Source organism: Paenibacillus sp. FSL R10-2788, assembly GCF_038003885.1.
In the GTDB taxonomy this organism is placed as follows: domain Bacteria; phylum Bacillota; class Bacilli; order Paenibacillales; family Paenibacillaceae; genus Paenibacillus_AQ; species Paenibacillus_AQ odorifer.
Genome location: NZ_JBBOQA010000001.1, coordinates 2,347,507 through 2,365,855 on the forward strand (window position 1 = coordinate 2,347,507; position 18,349 = coordinate 2,365,855).

Sequence of the window (18,349 nt, forward strand, 5' to 3'; positions counted from 1 at the left end):
CATAAACAGAATTGATTCTATTAAAAATAATCCGCCCCTAGATTAACTTCCTGTATTAAAGTTTAATTTCCTCGTTCCGGCTAGGATCGCTATATTTATAGATACCAGGGTTCAGTTCGATTTTTTCGTCGAAAGGGATATCTTTGTAGCTATCAATATTAGTTCCTGTAGATATCATGCCCTTAGGTGTAATTTCAGGCACAACTTCTTTGCCATTAATCCGTAACGTAGTTTGGTTAACGCTTTTGAAGCCAGAAGATTTGGATGTTGATTCCACAATCAAATTTCCCCCCTCAGTATAGTAAGTGAATTCAATTTTTAACCCATCGACATCAAGTGAAGTGAACTGCTTTTCTTCTTTAGGTTTGTTTATAGTGATCCAATTCTTAGTAGTATCACGTTTCTCAATGACAGCATCCTTTAATATAAGTTTCATTGGAACATCGGACCAGTCGTTATACCATTCCGGAGATTCGAATTGAAATAAATGCTGGTAGCTTTCGGAATGATCTCCCTTCAAATTCCAACCCCCAGTGATTGTTTGATCACCTATAACCAACTGAGCGGTATTATAGTGGACAATTCCTTTTTTAAGCGAATCATTTTCATCTATTAGAATTTGGATATCCAAAGGGGTAACCACTAGCTGATCTAAGGTCATACCGGTCTTTTCTTGAAATTCAGGACTGTTATACAGTTTCTTAGTGTAAATCGCCTCACTTGCTTTTTTTCCATCTGCGTTAAAATCGAACTTCCACGTACCTGAAAATCGTTTCGCTTCTTCAATGTAACTAAAATGAAGACTAGCTTCCTTCCAATCTGATTCAGTTATATTAAAGACCTGTTCAATAAATAAATCCGATCCTTCGTTAGGCATGATGGTTGGAATTGCTTCATTCTCTTGACCACCAGTACTAACTACCAAATGTGGGTTACCCCGTCCTAAGTCAGATGGTGATGCAGCGACTTTGTAACGGATAATGGTTTGATTGGAAACATGTCGAACGGATTCGATTTGAATGCTTGGATATTGCTTAACTCCAGTATTGATAGTATCCCCTGCTTGATGATTAGATTGTAAGGGAATATTCCGATCACTGTAAAAAATGAGATTCCGTGCTTCAAACCTGTAGTCCTTTTTATCATCCTTTAATGTATCAGGTGTCTCATATACTCCAATGAGTTTCTGGCTTTCAGGATCGTATTCTAAATAACCGTATACCTTTGCCTTGGCACCGGATTCACTAGTCATGATGTTTTCCTCTGTAGCAAATCCAGTATATTTGGATAGATCAGATTTAGTATCAAGTGATAACAGCATTTTCATTTTTTCTCCATCAGTTACAACACCGTTCAAATTCATTGTTACTCCTGAAATGGAAGTTTGAAGATTATACTGTTGACCGATGCCGTTATTTAATGCATTGCTCACACTTCGACCACCAATTTTATCCCAATTAATCGTCATACTAGCGAATACAGGAATGGTTACAAGTAAGAGGCAAGAGAAGACAATACTGATAGGAATAAGCTTTTTATTAGACCTAGGAGTATTCTGGGAGGCATGCAGATTTCTTTGACGTGTATAAGCTTCTTGTTCTATGGCAGTCCACATCAAATCATAATCCGGTCGGGGAATATGTTTATCTTTTTCAATATAGAGACTCATTACTATTCAGCTCCTTTAGTTGGGTTCCACCCATTCTATTTAGTATTTTAAGTCCCTTGTTCAGTCTGGATTTTACAGTTCCTTCGGGTATGCTCATAACTTTAGAAATCTCGGGTACAGTCAATTCGTTTATAAAACGAAGGACTACTACCATTCTGATTTTGTCAGGAAGCTGACTGTATAACCCTTGTAATTCTTTTTTAGTTTCCTGTCGATCCAAACGTTTTTCTACAGGGTTTGATTCCTCAGACCTGGATAGTAAATAATTACGTACTTCTTTCATCCACCCCGTCTTACGCCTTTTGATCACACTGCTGCACTCATTCGAAGCAATTCGTAAAATCCAAGCTTTCAAGTTTCTTACCTTCGACTTATCCGCTAAGATAACTTTTACAAATACCTCTTGGGAAATATCCTCCGCATCTGCCTGATTTTTCATTAAGTAGTAACAAAAATAATATACTTGTTCTTTATAGAGCTCGAAAATTTCCCGGTCACTCATTTTGCTGCACCCCCTGTCTCTGCTGTTCTCATTAATAAGACTTATAAGCGTATGTAATCGTTCATTTTTCATTTTGATTGTAGTATTTCTTCTGAGTATCATAGCGAATTCGAATGGAAGATAAGTCGTTTACAGGTAATTATAACCATGATAAAATTAGCGGTGGGACATGCGTCCCTAATCTATTAAAACTAATTGAATGTCCGCGTTAAAGGTAAAATCATCGAAAGATGATGACACAAAGCCATGGGTCTAAAGCCTTTCGACAGAAGGAAATGATCGCCAGGCCGCCATAGGGATGTCTTATGAAGCATAAAGGATAGCTCTAAGAATATGTAGTCTATTTTGAGCTCTTTTATTATTTCGACCTATACGGCGTTACATTATCGCAAGGGGCCGAAAGGGGAAGTACATGAACAGTTTTTTCAAAACAATAGGTACTAGTTTGGCAGTAGGTGCTTTATTGCTGTCCGGAACGATCGGATGGATGTCTAATCCAGGAGTAGTGTCTGCAGCTACCTCAACAGTAGTAACCGCGGATCAGATGATCAGCAAAGTAACGGCAGCCTCCAAAGCAATAAAGAATTTCCATCTGGATGTGACCAAAAAACAGGATATTCAAAGCGGCGGGGTGCGTATCAGCAACACCAACACTCTGAAGCTGGATATCAACCGTCTGCCGAATTTTGCCGCAGCAGGCACTGTCGCTAGTAGTCTTTTAGAAACATCGTACAGTCTATATGCCAATGACAAGGAGTTTTACTATCTTGTAGACGGAAGTGAACTGATCGATGAATCTGAAGATGAAGGTTACGACGATGACGGGGAGCCGATCGATCCTGATGCACAGTATTGGCTTGGACTGGAGAAAACGGAATGGGATGCCTTTTACTCTAAAGGCCAATACGATCCTGTTTCCATGCTTGATTCGGTCAAAAGTTATAAAAAATCCATGAAAGTCAGCACGGCTGGCGCACAAACGGTCTTACAATTCACGGTAACCGATCCGACAGCAGCTAAGGGGATAATCAAACTCTATGACCAGGAGAACCTCTGGGATGGTGAGACAGTTCAACCCAAAAGCGTAACGTGGAAATTATTCGTCAATACTAAGACCTGGCAAACGGAAAAGCTGACAGTCGATCTGAGTTATGTGCTGGTAAGTGATGGAGCAAAAGATACATACACCACGAAAATTGAAGCTAAATACTCCAAGAATAATAAAGGTACAGCCATTGTAAAACCGGCCGAACTAGAATAATAAGGACGATTCATATCGAGCAAAAAGCGCTGTTCCGCTGAACAGTGCTTTTTGCTGTATTCAACAGTAGTTGTTTATTAGTTGACAAGAATAAATCATTGCTGTAATTTATATGTATGCGCATGTATATAATATTTTGTTTAAATATAATTTAATGAAAGTTGGGAAAAAGATGATAGCACTAGACACAACATTAACTTTTCGCAGAGGACTGACATTAAAAAACCGAGTGGTTATGGCTCCAATGACCACGCGAATGAGCTTTTATGACGGTGTAGTAACACAAGATGAATTGAAATACTATTCACTAAGAACGGGCGAAGTAGGTGCGGTCATCACTGCGGCAGCAAATGTACAAGAGGGTGGAAAAGGATGGGAAGGTGAACTTAGTGTTTCCTCCGATCAATTTATTCCTAGCCTTAGCCGATTAGCATCTACTATTAAACGAAATGGAACAAAAGCTATTTTACAACTATTCCATGCAGGAAGAATGACAGATTCAAAAATACTACGTGGCGTACAACCAGTTTCCTCCAGCGCCATTGCTGCCGAACGTCCGAATGCAGAAATTCCAAGAGCATTAACAGAAGATGAAATTTTCGGTGTAATTGAGGATTTTAAAAAAGCGACTCAACGTGCTATTCAAGCTGGATTTGACGGGGTAGAAATTCATGGAGCAAACACATATTTAGTCCAACAGTTCTTCTCTCCACACTCCAACCGTCGTGATGATCAATGGGGCGGAAGCTTAGAGAAAAGATTTAATTTCATTAACCAATTAGTGGATGCAGTTATTGCTGTCGTTGACAATTCAAAGGTTAAGGATTTTATTGTCGGCTATCGTTTTTCTCCAGAAGAATATGAAGAGCCTGGAATTAAAATCACCGATACCTTTTATCTTATTGATAAATTAGCTGATAAAAAGCTAGATTATCTGCATATTTCATTAGGGGATTTTAAGAAAGTATCTGCATCAGAAGATTTTAAAGAAAAATCAATCCTGCAATATGTACATGAGAAAATCAATGGCCGTGTACCTTTAATTGGGGTCGGAGATATCCGTACCAAACAGGACGCAGAGGACACGTTGACAAATGCTGAATTAGTAGCAGTAGGACGTTCTCTTATCATTGATCCTCATTGGACAAGTAAAGTGCTGGAGGGTAAAGAAGATATCATCAGAAGAGTACTTGCTGATCAAGATAGAGAAGAACTCGTAGTAGAGAATGGTATTCTAGAATTCCTTAAATTAATGATGCCTGATCGTTTACGCTAAACCCAAACACAGTTTTGAGCGCTATATCTATAACGTTCCGCGGTAATTCCGCGGAACGTTATTTTTCTGTAACGACTCTATTCCCTCTTTAAGATTGTTGTCGTATGTTTCAACATTCGATTCATGAGATTTCGCCGTTCTGTTTTTATGTCGGTGTCGCTTCTCTTTAATGCGTCGCGGATGGGGATGATCTCTGTAATTTTCCTGCCGCTTTTTATTCTTCGATCTACACAAGTCGGAATGTAACCTACGTTAGTTATACTCGTGTGTCCTTTTTCATCCTTCTTTATTTTAAGCGTAAGAATGATACCGCTTTGTGTATAAGGAATATTCATTAGTTTAGTCGAAACAAAATTCCCCAATGAGTAAATAACGAATTGTTTTTTTCCACGAAGCGCTAACGGTTGTAGAACATGTGGGTGAGACCCCAGTATGATGTCGGCGCCATTTTTAAAGAAGAGATTGACCAGCTCTTTTTGCCTCTTGTTTGGAGTGTAACGGTATTCGCTTCCGAAATGCAGATAAAGCAAGACTAGATCGACTTTCTTTTTTAAATCTCGAATCTCCCGAATGATTTTGGGCGTAGATATCCGGTTAACCAGCCATGGCTTACTCACTGGTACAGGAATTCGGTTGGTTCCTGCTGTGTAGGAGAGGATGCCGATCGTAATTCCTTTGACGTTTTTAATAAGAGTTCTCTTGGATTCTTCTAATGATTTAGCTGTTCCCGTGTGGTCGATTCCATTACGGTCTAGAACTCGTAACGTCCGAACCAGACCCGGGGCACCATAATCCATGCAATGATTGTTGGCCGTTACTAATACGTCGAATCCGGCTTGCTTAAGTGCAGGGGCCAGTTCGTCTGGACATTTGAATATCGGACCGCCTGAACGTGGGCTTTTCCGGCATTCGGGGCCACTTCCAGCAAAGGTAGTTTCGAGATTGCCAATTGTCAAATCAGCCTGTTTTAGATAAGGAGCTACTTTTGCAAACAGGGGGCTGAACGAATAGGTTCCGTCAGGCTGTTTAGCATCCGAAATAATATAACGTTTGACCATTAGATCTCCCACAGCAGCTATTTGTATTTCAGTCATGGATATCCACCTTTTTATTATTTTCATTAGGATATGGCATAAAGTTGTTAGGGGTTATTCTTTCTTTAAGGCGAAGTGCAAACATTTGTATGGCTTTTTATTTAAAATGTGACTCAACGCATAATCACTTTATTTAGATCGTCTAAATTTAAGGTATTCATTTTTTTTCAAACTTTTATAATTTGATTCAAATCCTCTTTTTTGTTTGGCAACCATAATAAAATAAGGTTGTTGATAAACATTATCAATCAAACATTGGAGGTTATAGAAATGAGTACACAATTCAAAAAAATCGCCGAGGATACTTACTGGATAGGCAAAATCGATAACCGCCAGGTTCCATTTCACCGCCTGATTCTGGCAAAAGGAACTACCTATAATTCTTATTTATTAAAAACAGGTAAGCCAACTGTCATTGATACCGTAGATATGGAATTCGGACGTGAATATGCCGAGTGCCTGGGTGAAATGATTGATCTTCTAGATATTCATTACATTGTAATTAATCATACAGAGCCTGATCACTCTGGTGGACTGGCCGCTCTCGCTGCCAAGGCTGCAAATGCCACGATCGTATGCACCGAGATTGCTGTTCCCGAATTGCAGGAAATGTACAAGCTTCATAGCCGGAACTTCCTGGTGGTTAAAGACGGAGATAAGCTGGATATTGGCGGGAAAACGCTGCTGTTTAAAGAAACACCGTATCTCCATACCGCAGAAACGATGATCACCTATTGTATCGAAGATCAAATCTTATTTCCTTGTGATATTTTCAGCACGCATGTTGCGGTGGAGAATCTATTCAGCGATGAAGCCGGGTTTGATATTACGGAAGATTTCGAGGGCTATTACGCAGCAATTATTCATCCTCACAGAAGATATGTAAGAACCCTGTTAGAGGCTGTTAAGGATCTTGAGATCCGGATGATCGCTCCTTCCCATGGATTTGTGATCCGGAAGGACATACGTAAATATATCGGGATGTACGCCACATTGAGCCGTGAAACAACGCAAGGAAAAAAGGCAACCATCGTATATACCACCATCAAAAACAGTACCAAGAAGATGGCCAAAATCATACAGGATTGCTTGCAGGAAAATAATATAGAGACAGAGGTCTGGGATGCAGATAAAAGTAGTGCCACTGATATTCTGAACAGCATAACGTCAGCGGACGCGGTCTTTATTGGCAGCTCCACTAAATACGCGGACATGATTGGGAACCTGGAGAACATTCTGAAAGAATTGCACAATATGAATCTGGAAGGTAAACTTGCTGCAGCCTTTGGCTCCTACGGCTGGAGTGGTGAAGCCATTGAAGTCATTCAGGATTATCTGAATGGAACAAACATGACGGTGCAAAGCACATCTGAGGTTATTAAAACCACGGGGATGACACATGTAGAGTTCCCTGTACGAATCAGATTTTCCCCGAAAGAGCCTGAGAAAGTTCAAAAAATTAAAAATGCGGCTGAATTTGTTTCGGATTTGCTGCTGAGTTCATTTTAGGGAGGAGGAACATAGGATGACAAAACATTACGTTATTGTTGGCGGAGGAGTAGCCGCCGTCCATGCCGCCAAAGCCATCCGTGATCAAGACGCAGAATCGGAAATTTCGATCCTCGGGGAGGAAAGTCTACTGCCCTATAACCGGATTAAGCTGACCAAAGGGCTGTTTACCGACCTGCACAGTGAGAAGGTGCTGATTAAAAAGGAAAAATGGTACCGCGATAACCGTATCTCCGTAAAAACCTCGACCCGAATCCGTTCTGTCCACCCGGACCGGCAAATAGTTGTGACAGAAGATGGGCAGAGTGTTTCTTATCATAAGCTTTTATTGTGTATGGGAGCGAAGAATCGTGCACTCTCCCTTGAGGGCTTCGCCCTGAACAATGTTCATACCCTCCGGGATATGAACGACGCGGACAGATTGAAAGAAAACCTGCAGGATGGCAGCCATGTAGCCGTAATCGGTGGGGGAGTGCAGGGAATCGAAACCGCTTGGGCGCTGCATGAAGCTGGATATCAGGTAACGGTGATCGAAGCTTTTCACCGGTTGATGGGCAGACAGCTTGATGAGAAATCCTCACAGCTTCTTAAAGAGAACCTTGAACAAGCAGGTGTGAAGGTTATTCTTCGAGCTGATGTAGCGTCTATAACAGGAACTGAGTATGTTACCGGAATTACGCTGCACGACCAATCTCATTTTTCCTGTGACCATGTAGTCTACTCTATTGGTATTGTACCGAATACGAAACTGGTAAGTGGCTCGAATATTCAAGTCCGGCAGGGCATTATCGTAAATGAACAAATGCAAACAAATGATCCGCATGTGTATGCAGCCGGAGATGTGGCTGAAATTAACGGGCATGTGGAAGGACTGTGGGGCGGAGCGATTGAGCAGGGCAGGATTGCCGGCAGTAATATGGTCGCCAATCTGACGGCGTATCGTAGAGCTGTTCCGGTTACCTTGTTTACCGCCTTTGGTATCTCTTTATTTTCGATAGGCAACGTGGATGAACAGTGTTGCGATACGGCGGTAAGCGGAGATGACAATGGGGCGTATACGCGTATCTATGTGAAAGATAACACAATGATCGGTGCGATATCCTGGCAAGGTGCAGCTGCTTCTCTGGGGTATAAAACTGCTGTAGAGTATGGCATCTCCCTTGAGGGGATCGATGTTAACGGGAGTAGCATCGAGGAGATTATGGCTGCAGTACAAACCAGGTTGAACTAAACTATTAACTTTTTAGGAGATGATAAAGATGAAAAAATACATTTGTCTACCCTGTGGTTATATCTATGATCCGGCATTAGGCGATCCCGATGAGGATGTTGTTGCAGGCACTGCATTTGAAGACTTGCCTGAAGATTGGCTCTGTCCGGTATGCGGTGAAGATACCAGTCATTTTGCGCCGGTTGAAGATAAAAAAACTTCTGTATCCTAAAGGAAAGTAGGAGTTGTACAAAAAAATGAACAACAGGGGGGACAGTTATGAAGGAGTATTCTTGCCAATACGCTGCTGAACCTTGTACCCGCAAGGTGCCTATTTTTGCTGCGTTAAGCGATGACGATCTCTCCCGGATCAGCGCTATGATCAAGCATCGTAAGTTTACTAAAGGTCAACCTTTAATTCTGGAAGGGGCGCCGTCAGATACGCTGTACATTATTCAGCGAGGGCATGTTAAATTATCCAAAACAACTCCTGAGGGCAAGGAACAAATTTTGCACATCTTGACGAATGGAGACTTTTTCGGGGAACTGAGCATTTTTAACAGCGATGAGCTGAGTAACTTCAGTGCTTATGCTCTGAAAGACACTAACATTTGCATGCTGACCCGAACGGATATGGAGCAGCTGATGAGGGATAATCCGGATATTTCGCTCAGACTACTGAAGAGTGTGACCAAAAGACTAGCCCATACGGAAAATCTGGCGCAAAGCCTGGCGACCAAAGATCCCGAAATACGAATTGCTTATATGATCATGGAACTCAGCGACAAATATGGTAAGCAGCGTGGCACTCATATTCATATTGACCTTCCGTTGTCTCGTGAAGAGCTGGCCAGTTATGTTGGGGTCACCCGCGAAACTATTAGCAGAAAATTCTCAAGGTTTGAAGATTCAGGTCTTATTGAGCTAATCGGAAACAAGCAAATGCTCATTATAGATCCAGCCGGTTTGGAGAGTTATATGGGGTATTAAGAGGATTACGGTGTATTGACCGCTCTGTATGACACCGTGGGTGCAGAACATACGCTATATGGGGCCAGACTCCGATACTTGTCGTTCCCAAAGGATTTCAGTATGATGAATACTATATAAACTTGTCCCTATGGGCTCGATTAATCGGAAGATGGCGAGGAAACCCAATGCAGAAAAGGAATAGCAGAAAATTTTTCAGGATTAGGCTAGAGGAAATGATTCAAACCTTGCGACATGAAATTCATTCGGGAAGTATAGCGATCGGCAGTTATCTTCCTTCAGAAAGCGACTTAGAGGTGCGCTTCGGACTTAGTAACGCTTCTGTGCGCAACGGGCTCAAGGTGCTGGTGGATGAAGGCTTAATTGAGAAAATTCCGCGTGTTGGCAATCGGGTAATTCCCCCCGTAGAGGAAGGCAGAACGACGATCAAGTTCGGATATGTGAACACCATCCCCAAGCTTGTAGAGATGCAAGAGCTACTGAATGAGTTCGGCAAACGCTATCCGCATATCGACGTTCAGCCGCTCGAGTTGTCTTCAGGAAACTACTCGACATCTTTGAAGGAATATTTGCAGTCGGAAATCATGGATGTCGTACTGATGAATAATAACAATTATCAGGATTTTTTGGAGCAAGGCTGTACGGAGCTGCTGGAGCCGATGGAGGAACAGCCGGACACGTATCGTTTTCTTTCCGACCCGTTCAGGTATGGTGACCGTAATCGCGTTCGCCCCTTCATTTATTCTCCAGTCGTGCTTTGTTATAATAAACAGCACTTTAAGGAAGCCGGCGTATCACCACCAGACAGTAGCTGGACCTGGGACGATTTGTTCGCTAATGGTCGAAAGGTAGCTGAAGGTCATGACTGGTATGGTTTTTATTTTTATTTGCCTTCTCGTAACCGGTGGCCGTTGTTCCTGCTTCAGAGCGGTACGACGTTTGCGGCAGAACAGGATGACGAAGGCAAATTCCGGTTCAGTGGCTCAAAGCTACTCGACAGTTTAGGAACCATTCGTAAGCTGATAGGCATGAAGGATGTATTTCCAGCCGTATTGTCCGAGAGCGATGCGGATGCGGAAGCCTTGTTCTTGCAAGGCAAAGTGTCCATGATTATGACGACCTATTACTTCTTGAATCAATTGCGTCAATCCGATTTGGCATTCGATATTGCTCCATTGCCGCGGCTGCAAAATGCTGATACGCTGCTGATTATAAATGGACTGGCGGTTAACAGCAAATCACAGAATAAGGATGCATCCATGCTGCTCGTTGATTTTCTCACCTCACATGAGGCACAACTGATCATTAGGCGCAAGACGCTGAATATTGCAGCCAACCGTTTGGTGATGGATTGGGAAGGTGAGGAAGTGGGTTATCGTCCGGCCCGTTTTCAGCTTTATCGTGAGATCTTCCCTACCTATCGTCTGGTTACAGAGCTGGGTTTGAGCAACCTCCAGTTGAAAGAGATTCAACGTGATATCATGATGTTTGTTTCAGGTCTACTGGACAACGACGAGTTATGCCGCAGGCTTGAGGAAATATTGAATGCGGTAAATCAGGAGACTCAGCACTCTTGAGGACTGAAAGTTTATGTGAAAATCCCGGCACAGGTTCAATTCTGAATCTGTGCTTTTTGTTATGTTGAAGTATTTGTTTGTTGCACAAGAGTTGACTCATATATGACTCATAATAAACATAAAAACTTGTTGACTATGCTTTTGTTGTTATTATATGATGCAATAGAAGTCAGATATGAGTTAACGCGAACTCGATTTTATTAAGGTGGTGTAGCTGCAAAGATGGAAAAGGAAGGCGTTTATTTTCACAATGTTTCGGAGCTGGTTCATAAACCCTATCAATCTGGATTGCATCTCCAGCGTTTTCCGCAGCATGTGCGCAATGGCTTGTCAGAGAAAGGAAGAACCAAAGCTATACAATCGAACGGCTGTGAATTGCGGTTTGTCACCGAATCCAAGCATGTTAGGGTCACTGTCGGATCGAATGATAATAACGGCCGCGTTGTGGTATGCAGAGGGGATTTTTTTCATTCTCAGCATTTTCTGCAGGCGGGTACGGTAACCACTCTGCACTTGGAGGAGCCGGAACGTTTTACAGAGGTATCAAGTAAGCGGCTGAATCAGTCTGGATTTTCCTCTAACGTATGGCGTTTGCATTTTGATCGTTTCGGAGCTGTTTACTACGATGTGGATGCTTTTGGTTGTGAAGTACGTGCGCCTAGACCGGATGAGGTACCGAAGCTTACGATGCTCGCCTATGGATCTTCCATCAGCCAGAGCGCGGGATCCACGCATCATTTCAATGGTTACTTACAGCAGACAGCGCGCAGACTTGGTGTGGATGTGCTAAATCTTGCGCTTAGCGGATCTTGTTATTGCGAGGACGTAGTTGCCGATCATCTGGCTGAACGTGAGGATTGGGATTTTCTGTTTCTGGAACTTGGTGTCAATATGCGTGCTGTAGTGTCTCCCGAGGAATTCAAGCGTAGAGTGTCTTACATGCTGGACCGGGTTATCGAAAATCATCCTGACAAACCTGTGTTTGTTACTACGATTTATCCGAATCGTGCAACGTATTTTCTTGATGCAGGCCATCTTCTTCATGTCCAAGAGGGGATTTTTAACGAAGTGCTGCTTCGTTACTGTGAGAGCAATAAACATCCACAACTACATCTGCTGGATGGCGCATCAGTCATGCGCGATCTTACCTCGCTGACCTCCGATCTGATTCATCCTTCCGATTATGGACACACGCTAATGAGCGAGCATTTAGCAAAACTGTTGCGGCCCATGATCGAGCCCCTCCGAACTTCTAGTCATTCTAGTGCCGTGTCCCAAATTTTGTAATAGGGAGTTGATGGAAATGAAGCGTTGGATGCTTACCATGGTGGGAGTTTCATTATTAGCCGCCTCTATGAATGGATGTTCCTCTTCTAATAAGGGGGGAGAAGAGCAAGCGGGGGAGAGTCCAGAAAAAACCACTGCTATCTCCATATAGTTCCGGAGCGGAAACATTTCGTATGCAGACAATCATCCGAATATCAATGATGACAAATGGGTCAAAAAGCTGGAGGAACTTACAAATACAGATCTTAACATCCGTTTGATGCAGCAGAAAAATTTTGATTCCCAAATGATCCAAATGTTCGCGATCAACGACATTCCGGATGTCGTGCAAGCAAGCTCTGGGCTGACGAACCCTCAGTTGGCAGGTTCCGTGGAGGCTGGAGTATTCATGCCACTTAATGAATTGCTTGAGCAGTATGGGCAAGATCTTCTCAAGAAAGTTCCGAAGGAGGCATGGGACAAGGAGACCGATGCGAAAGGTAATATCTACGCGATTCCGGAATGGCTGTCCAATCCGTCACGCCGGGCAACTTGGATTCGTGCGGATCTTTTGGAACAAACAGGGCTGCCAGAGCCTAAAACAGTCGATGACTTCCTGAATGTCATGCGTGCTTTTAAGAAGATGGGTGTGGAGAATCCTTATATGGGCCGGGAGGACTTTGTATATTCGGATATGTTCTTCGGATCTTACGATACCTTTGCCAATTTCTTTATGAAACAAGGGGATCAAATTGTCCCGAAATTTATGAATATCGAAAATATGCAAAAGACGATCCAAACGTACAAGACAATGTTCGACGAAGGACTGATAAACAAAGAGTTCGTCACAATTAATCCCACGAAATTCAAGAACGATATTCTTGCAGGCAAGGCGGGTATCTGGAACATGAATGCCAACCTGTTGATCCAATGGGATCAGCAGCTAAGAGAACAGGTGCCTACTGGTAAAATGAAGCTGATCGCCTCGCCCACAGGACCTGACGGTAAGGGGGGACTTCGTCTTGTCGGTACGGTGCCGCGAGCGTATTTAATTAACAAGGATGCGAAAGATCCTGCCGGGATCATCAAGTTTTTCAACTGGATGGTTAGTGACGAAGCGGAAAAGTTTTTTACCTTCGGAATTGAAGGGGAAAACTACACTGTAGAGAACGGAAATATTAACTATAACAGACCGAAAACAGCCGATGAAGCTGATGAGGAAACGTTCCGTCAAATCCTGCTGTGGTTCGTACAGGATACTACCTACAATAAAGGCGCGCTTAGTCTCACACCCGAAGGAAAAGATTTGATGAAGCTCTACGACACAGTACTTGCGAATGAGGGACGCGACGGGATTCAATTTGAACCGCAAGTAAAAGGCTATCAGAAAAACCCGGACATCACTCCAGGTGGAGATAAATTGCCGCCTGTTATATTGACGCATGTGATCAATATGGTATACGGCAAAAAGCCGATCTCAGACTATCCGAAGGTGGTGGAGGAATGGCTGCAGAAAGGGGGAAGTGACGTCGTCAAGGAAGCAACAGAACGTTATAACAATAACGACGGTGTAATTTTGTCCCGACATTAATAAGCTGCATCTCAAAAGAGGTTTGAACTCCATAATGCTTGTGATTACCTATACCATGTCAGGGAGGAATTCATTTGAGAAACGGACTATATAGGAAAGCTTTTCGAGTGGGCATTAGAGTACTGTTGGCGTTGGCTTTGTTATATTCGCCTTTGGAAATGCAAGCGCTTACCAAAGTTTATGCAGACGGAATAAACGATGACTATGTTACGCTCTACGAGGAAAACTTCGATGACCCTGACAATTTTGGATCGACCGGTGGCGTTACCATTCCGGGGCCTTGGCTGCAGGAAGGTGAAGGAAACAGCATGGCGAAAACTTCGGTTTCGTCCACGGCCCCGTCCGTACCGAATCTGGTGAAAATCGATGGCAAGGATGCATTGGCGCTGCCAGTGAATTCGACGGGGTACCGCAATCTTCAATTGAGTTATTATACACGGGCATCCTCCTACATCGGAGGAAGCGTCATCGTAGAATGGTCAGGTGACGGAGGGATAAATTGGACAACGTTGGAGGAATTTAAGCTGCCCCCAGGGACGCTGGAACAAAAGAACAGTGAGCCGAACCAACTCAAAGTCCAAAACTTGGGCAGCGGAGCTGACAACAACCCGAACGTCAAGATCCGGGTCCGTGTGGGGGAATTGATGAGCGCGAATATGTACATCGATAGTGTCGCCCTCAAAGCTCAAGCGATTCCTGGAATACCACCCGCAGAGACACCGGTGCCAATCCCTACACCGGTTGAACCTAAGCCGTTTGTGGTTCCTGAAGGCGTTAAGCTGTATGAAGATGTGCTGATTGGGAACGCTGGAACGCGGCCGATTTATACTTCGATTGCCGTACCTAAGATCCCGCCTCATGCACCGATGCCAGTGATGGTATACATTCATGGCGGAGGTTGGAACCATGGGGACCGGAAGCAAGCCCTTGCCAGTATCTGCAACTATGTAACCAAGCGAGGATATATCGGAGTATCGCTGGATTACCGCCTAACCCCGGAAGCGCCATTCCCGGCGCAAATTCAGGATGTGAAGCTTGCTCTCCGTTACTTGCGCGCGCATTCGGCAGAATACCATTTGGACCCGAGTCGGATCGGTGTATGGGGTTCGTCGTCAGGGGGGCATCTGGCCTCACTGCTCGGTACGACTGGGGACATCAAGTCAGGCGAGACAATCACATTGGATACTGGACATACCGTAAACGTTCCGGATTTGGAGGGGAATGGGGGTTGGCAGCAATATTCTGATCAAGTGCAAGCCGTTGTCGATCTGTACGGTCCAGCGGATTTTACAACAAACTTCGCTAATAGCTATAAATCCGTGAAAGCGCTTTTAGGTGGGAACGACGCGTTCTCTGTGCCAGACCAGGCAAGGTTGGCCATGCCTGGCACTTATGCGTCACCGGACGATCCGCCTTTTTTCATCCGCCATGGGGATGTGGATGCAACGATCCCATACACGGACAGCATTACGTTCTCCAATCAATTGAAGGATGCAGGCGTGAAAGTGGTCGATGTCAAAATTGTACCGAAACAAGGTCACGGTTTTATAGGCGAAGCGGCTGAGCAAGCAAGCGCCGAGGCTTGGGCTTTTATGGATCAATATGTAAAGAATCGAACGGCAACAACATCTGATGATGAGGTTGTATACCGCGATCTAGCCAGTCTGACACCGAGCGACGATGCAGTCATCGACAGCAGCAAGCCCACTGTAAACTTCAATAGCGCGACGGGCAGCAGCAATGGATTGTTCAGTATTTCTTCTGGCGCCGAGAACAAGAAATATGTGTATTTTAAATTTGATGTCTCTTCATATAGCAATCCTGCAAACAGGTATATTTTTAATGTTGCTGCCAAAAAGGGTTCATCCAATGCGGACCTCGAACTTTCGTTATTCGGCCTAAAGGATACAAATTGGACTGAATCGGAGCTGACTTGGAGCAATGCGCCTGTCACGGATCTGACCATTGCTTCGTTAAGTGGGAAATTTACCGTAACGGCAGACAAATCAGGAGCTCCACAGGTTTACAGCATCGATGTGTCCGAGTTTGTCAGAGACAGATTGTCCGCATCGGGCGGTAATATCGCTTTTCTGCTTGGTGATACGGCAAGCACTGGAATTTCCCTCAATGTCTATTCGAAAGAAGCTAATGGCAACAGCAACCCCCGTCCACAGCTTGTTGTTCAAGAAGCGGTTGAACCTTCAAGTGACCTTGAGAAACCTTCCTGGCCGGATGGAAGTTCTCTGAAGGCTGTCAATATAGGTACAGAGTTCATTCAACTTTCATGGCCGGCCGCCAGCGATAATCAAGGTATCGCCTCCTATCGCGTATACCGGGATAACACCCTGTTATCCAATGTTACCGATGCAACGTATACAGCCGTTGGGCTTAGCCCTAGCACGGCGTACAGCTTTAAGGTTGAAGCGGTGGATCAGTCGGGCAATACATCCGTACCGCTTGCTTTTACCCGGTCAACGCTTACAGAACCCATCATTCCTTATGCGATTGCAAACGTGACAGCTAGCGACAGCGATGGCAATATCGCAACGAATACCATCGATAATAACTTTTTCACCCGTTGGTCCGCTGCAGGTAAAAGCCCGTGGATCCAATACGATTTAGGCGAAGAGAAGCAGATCAGTTATTTAGGTATTGCCGTTTATAAAGGTGATACGCGCACGGCTCAATTGAGTATCGAAACTTCAAATGACGGTTTGGCTTGGACTACGATATGGACTGGTGCAAGTATGTTCAGGACGATAGAGATGCAACCTTTCGATCTTCCTGACACAGAAGCAAGATATGTGCGCATCGTAGGTCTTGGAAATTCTGATGGCAGCGCGTTTACAAGTTTATCGGAGGTAAACATCTATGCGCCGTTCGCAAATGGAGATACACCTGTAGCCAGCATTCCGAATTACACGCCTAATCCACCCCGGGAACCGATCCCATTCACAGCTCCCGGATTAACTGAACCTGATGGTACGGTGCATCCGGTTCATTCCTCACCTACAACCACTGGGCGCCTCTTGAATGTGCTGGACTATAATGCTGATCTCGCCGATAACGACACAGATGACGGTATTGCTATTCAAGCTGCCATAAACAGTGCTGAGCCCGGCGATGAGATCTATTTGCCGTCTGGGGTTTATAATTTGAACTCAACATTGGATACCCTTGTCAATTTGAAGCTCAAGTCAGGTGTAAACCTTCGCGGTGAGGATCAATCAAGAACCATCCTCAAGACATCTCTCAATAAGGTGAAAAACAGCACCTTGATGAAAGTATCCGGACAGCATGATCTGTCCATATCCAACCTCACATTGACTTCTACCTGGAACGGTGTCTACACGACGGATCATAAAGTGAACAACCCGGACGCAGGTGGTCCCGACAGCATGATTACCATCGCAAATTTTGGTGAGGTTCCGTCATACAACATCACGGTTGATGGGGTTACTGTAGAGAAGTATTCACGTATGGGTGTGCGTATCGACAACAGCCGTGATATTGTCGTACGCCGCAGCACGTTCCGAAATGCGACAGATGTAGGGCCGGGCGGTGCTGGCTATGGTGTGTCGATTCAGGGCATGGCCAAACAGGACCGCAACGGGTATGAGAACGACACGGTTTGGAATGTTGTGGAGGACTCCCATTTCGAAGGCCCTTATTTGCGGCATGGGGCGCTGATCCAATTTGTTGCCCATAACAATGTCCTGCGAAACAATCAGTTTATGAATACAAAGCTGGATGCCATCGATCTGCATGGAGAACTCGAATATTTGAACGAGATATACGGCAATTTGATTAGTGACATTCCCTACGGCGCGGCGATCGGGCTGGGAAACACCGGGGGTACAGCACCCAGCAATCACAGTAAGTCAGGACCGCGCAACTATATCCATGACAATACGATTCGTAATACAAGAGAAGGAATCAATGTAACTATGGGCACTCCGGATACAGTCATCGAGCGAAATGTGATTGAAAATACAACTCATATAGAGGACGCCAAAGGCATTCAGATTTTGAACGGGCCAGGTACAATCATTAAGGAGAATATCATTCGCAACAATACTGCGTCGAATTATTGGGCTGTATCCCTTGAGCATGATCCCGGCGACAGCAAAGCAAATGATATCGGAGCGGGCGACCCGCAGGACGTTCAATTGATCGGAAATTCGCTGATTAGTAATACGAACGGCATTCGACTTCTTGCTGGAAAAGGGATCATCCTGCAGGGGAATCTTATTGACAGTATAAGTCGCAATTATTTCAAAAATGATCATGTGGTAGTAGAGGGTTGGCCGTTACCGAATATACCCTAAAGAAAACACAAGCTCACTCATAGAAACTCCATATTGCAAGCGCTTTATTGTAGGTAGAATGAGGTTAGATTCATTC

14 protein-coding genes and 1 riboswitch are annotated in these 18,349 nt (G+C 44.2%); of the genes, 11 read left to right on the forward strand and 3 right to left on the reverse strand.

The genetic code is table 11. The features are described 5' to 3' along the window. Positions 1-55 precede the first annotated feature (55 nt). Positions 56-1,669: a DUF4179 domain-containing protein gene (locus NSQ50_RS10185; protein WP_076100882.1), complete on the reverse strand. Its 1,614-nt coding sequence runs from the start codon at positions 1,667-1,669 to the stop codon at positions 56-58. Beyond that, entirely contained in the window at positions 1,653-2,171 is a 519-nt protein-coding gene (locus NSQ50_RS10190) for an RNA polymerase sigma factor (protein WP_076100881.1), read from the reverse strand. Before NSQ50_RS10190 ends, NSQ50_RS10185 begins: the two co-directional genes overlap by 17 nt. A gap of 203 nt (positions 2,172-2,374) precedes the next feature. Next, a riboswitch (cyclic di-GMP riboswitch) is annotated at positions 2,375-2,466 on the forward strand. A gap of 117 nt (positions 2,467-2,583) precedes the next feature. Here NSQ50_RS10190 and NSQ50_RS10195 point away from each other — a divergent pair. Together NSQ50_RS10195 and NSQ50_RS10200 are read left to right on the forward strand one after the other, a co-directional pair. Then, positions 2,584-3,432: a DUF6612 family protein gene (locus tag NSQ50_RS10195; protein ID WP_036689342.1), complete on the forward strand. Its 849-nt coding sequence runs from the start codon at positions 2,584-2,586 to the stop codon at positions 3,430-3,432. A 112-nt stretch (positions 3,433-3,544) separates the two neighbouring features. Continuing rightward, complete coding sequence (locus tag NSQ50_RS10200; protein WP_256717037.1) at positions 3,545-4,708, forward strand: NADH-dependent flavin oxidoreductase; 1,164 nt, start codon at positions 3,545-3,547, stop codon at positions 4,706-4,708. 77 nt (positions 4,709-4,785) lie between these two features. On the opposite strand, the gene NSQ50_RS10205 is transcribed toward NSQ50_RS10200, so the two are convergent. After that, on the reverse strand, positions 4,786-5,802 hold the full coding sequence (locus tag NSQ50_RS10205; protein WP_076100879.1) for a CapA family protein: 1,017 nt from the start codon (positions 5,800-5,802) through the stop codon (positions 4,786-4,788). Positions 5,803-6,072: 270 nt separating this feature from the next. Here NSQ50_RS10205 and NSQ50_RS10210 point away from each other — a divergent pair, with 270 nt between their 5' ends. The 9 genes from NSQ50_RS10210 (at position 6,073) to NSQ50_RS10250 (ending at position 18,273) form a co-directional block, all read left to right on the forward strand. Beyond that, positions 6,073-7,311: an FprA family A-type flavoprotein gene (locus NSQ50_RS10210; RefSeq protein ID WP_036689344.1), complete on the forward strand. Its 1,239-nt coding sequence runs from the start codon at positions 6,073-6,075 to the stop codon at positions 7,309-7,311. Positions 7,312-7,327: 16 nt separating this feature from the next. After that, a complete protein-coding gene (locus NSQ50_RS10215; RefSeq protein WP_076223243.1) occupies positions 7,328-8,542 on the forward strand; it encodes an NAD(P)/FAD-dependent oxidoreductase in 1,215 nt (404 codons plus the stop codon). Between the two features lie 28 nt (positions 8,543-8,570). Beyond that, positions 8,571-8,753: a rubredoxin gene (gene rd / locus NSQ50_RS10220; protein WP_036689349.1), complete on the forward strand. Its 183-nt coding sequence runs from the start codon at positions 8,571-8,573 to the stop codon at positions 8,751-8,753. 47 nt (positions 8,754-8,800) lie between these two features. Next, a complete protein-coding gene (locus NSQ50_RS10225; protein WP_051491610.1) occupies positions 8,801-9,511 on the forward strand; it encodes a Crp/Fnr family transcriptional regulator in 711 nt (236 codons plus the stop codon). Positions 9,512-9,726: 215 nt separating this feature from the next. Continuing rightward, the gene (locus NSQ50_RS10230; protein WP_175620024.1) at positions 9,727-11,088 is read left to right on the forward strand and encodes an extracellular solute-binding protein; all 1,362 of its coding nucleotides are present in this window, start codon (positions 9,727-9,729) and stop codon (positions 11,086-11,088) included. Between the two features lie 222 nt (positions 11,089-11,310). Next, complete coding sequence (locus tag NSQ50_RS10235) at positions 11,311-12,375, forward strand: SGNH/GDSL hydrolase family protein (protein WP_076223240.1); 1,065 nt, start codon at positions 11,311-11,313, stop codon at positions 12,373-12,375. A gap of 16 nt (positions 12,376-12,391) precedes the next feature. Then, a complete protein-coding gene (locus NSQ50_RS10240) occupies positions 12,392-12,526 on the forward strand; it encodes a hypothetical protein (RefSeq protein ID WP_256717036.1) in 135 nt (44 codons plus the stop codon). Between the two features lie 69 nt (positions 12,527-12,595). Beyond that, positions 12,596-13,945: an extracellular solute-binding protein gene (locus tag NSQ50_RS10245; RefSeq protein WP_340949916.1), complete on the forward strand. Its 1,350-nt coding sequence runs from the start codon at positions 12,596-12,598 to the stop codon at positions 13,943-13,945. A 74-nt stretch (positions 13,946-14,019) separates the two neighbouring features. Next, positions 14,020-18,273, forward strand: coding sequence for an alpha/beta hydrolase fold domain-containing protein (locus tag NSQ50_RS10250; protein ID WP_076223238.1), 4,254 nt, complete (start codon positions 14,020-14,022; stop codon positions 18,271-18,273). The last annotated feature ends 76 nt before the right edge of the window (positions 18,274-18,349 follow it).